Source organism: Actinosynnema sp. NPDC023658, from assembly GCF_040639995.1.
GTDB lineage: Bacteria > Actinomycetota > Actinomycetes > Mycobacteriales > Pseudonocardiaceae > Actinosynnema.
On record NZ_JBFAAX010001106.1, the window covers coordinates 1 to 1,743 of the forward strand.

1 protein-coding gene and 1 pseudogene are annotated in these 1,743 nt (G+C 72.3%); both read left to right on the forward strand.

Features of this window, described 5'->3' with window-relative positions:
* The coding region (locus AB0G02_RS38555; protein WP_360804963.1) for a hypothetical protein at positions 1-496 on the forward strand (496 nt) is incomplete at its 5' end.
* A gap of 254 nt (positions 497-750) precedes the next feature.
* Positions 751-1,485, forward strand: a pseudogene (locus AB0G02_RS38560) (hypothetical protein); the annotation flags it as partial.
* Between the last annotated feature and the right edge of the window lie 258 nt (positions 1,486-1,743).

Sequence of the window (1,743 nt, forward strand, 5' to 3'; positions counted from 1 at the left end):
GTGCGACGGCTGGATGATGAGCATGCCGAACGCGAACTTCGAGGCGGCGGCCGACGGCACGGCGGTGCCGGGCTGGTGCACGGAGGGGCCCGACCCCAAGGGGGTGGACCGCGCCGCCGGCGTCGCGTACACCATGGCCAACGACGCCTACCTGGAGTCGTGGAGCACCGCGCAGTGGAACGCGTTGGCCCAGCACGTCGTCGTGCCCACCTGCGCCACGCTGGAGCTGGGCGCCTACGTGTGGACCTCGACGAACGTGACCGCGGGCTACTTCGGCGTCCGCGACCGCCCGGCCGAGGTGGTGCGCAGCGAGACCCGGTTCGGCCCGTTGACCGGTTGGTACCAGCGGCTGTCCGTGCGCTTCCCCTCCCGCTGCACCGCGGAGGACCGCCTGTACCCGGGCCCGGTCACCTACACCGCGTTCGTCGGTTTCTGGTCGCCGGGCGGGTACTCCTGGGTCATGGTCGACGACTTCACGATCGGGCGCGTGGCCTGACCGCCGTGACGTGCCCGACCGTCAGGGAGCCCGCCACCGAGTCGACCACCCGGGCCACCTCCCGGCGCTACAGACACGGTGAGTAGAAGTCCACGCCTCACCGGTCACTCCGGTTACTCCATGCGGGTGAGATGCCGGAGCTGGGTGGTCATCGTCGTCTGGGTGGGTAGCCGAACTGTGACCGCCCGCCGCCCGACCGCCTGTGGGGGCGCGAAGGCTCGTGAGCAGACCGACGAGGGAAGGACCGACCGGACATGTCAACCTCGGCACTGGCCGCCGTGGACTTCGGGCAGGGTCTGTCCGACGCCTGGCGCGCGGTGATCACGTTCGTGCCCAAGCTGGTGGGCTTCCTGCTGATCCTGGTGATCGGCTTCGTCATCGCCAAGTTCCTGGCCAAGGTCGTGGACAAGGTCCTGGAGCGGGTCGGGTTCGACCGCGTCGTGGAGCGCGGTGGCGTCAAGCGGGCGCTGGAGCGCTCGAAGTACGACGCGTCCGACCTCATCGCCAAGCTGGTCTACTACGCGGTGCTGCTGATCACGCTGCAGATCGCGTTCGGCGTGTGGGGCCCCAACCCGGTGTCCGCGCTGCTGACCGGCATTGTCGCCTGGCTGCCGCGCGCCGCTGTGGCGATCATCATCGTGGTGGTCGCCGCCGCGATCGCCAAGGCGGTCAAGGACGTCGTCGGCAACGCCCTGGGCGGTCTGTCCTACGGCCACGTGGTGGCCACCACCGCCTCGATCTTCATCATCGGCCTGGGTGTCATCGCCGCGCTGAACCAGATCGGCGTGGCGACCGCGGTCACCACCCCGGTGCTGATCACCGTCCTGGCGACCATCGGCGGCATCGCCGTGATCGGCGTCGGCGGCGGCCTGGTCCGGCCGATGCAGCAGCGCTGGGAGCGGTGGCTGAGCAAGGCCGAGCAGGAGATCCCCCAGGCCCGCGCCCACGCCGCGGCCTACCAGCGCGGTCGCGAGGACGCGGCGCGCGCCGCGAACGCCCCCACCGAGCAGGTGCCGGCGAACACCCCCGCCCAGCAGGTCCCGGCGAACGCGCCGGCCCGGCCGATGCCGGCGGACGGCCCCACGCAGCACATGCCCGCCTCCGGCCGGATGACGGGCCAGCTGCCGCCGACGGGGGGTCCCGGCCCCACCCCCGCAGACGACCCCGGCCCCCCCCCGCGGGGGGAACAAAAACGACTGGGCTCCACCCCCCCCAACCCCCCCGCCGTCGGGGGGGGGGCGGGGGGC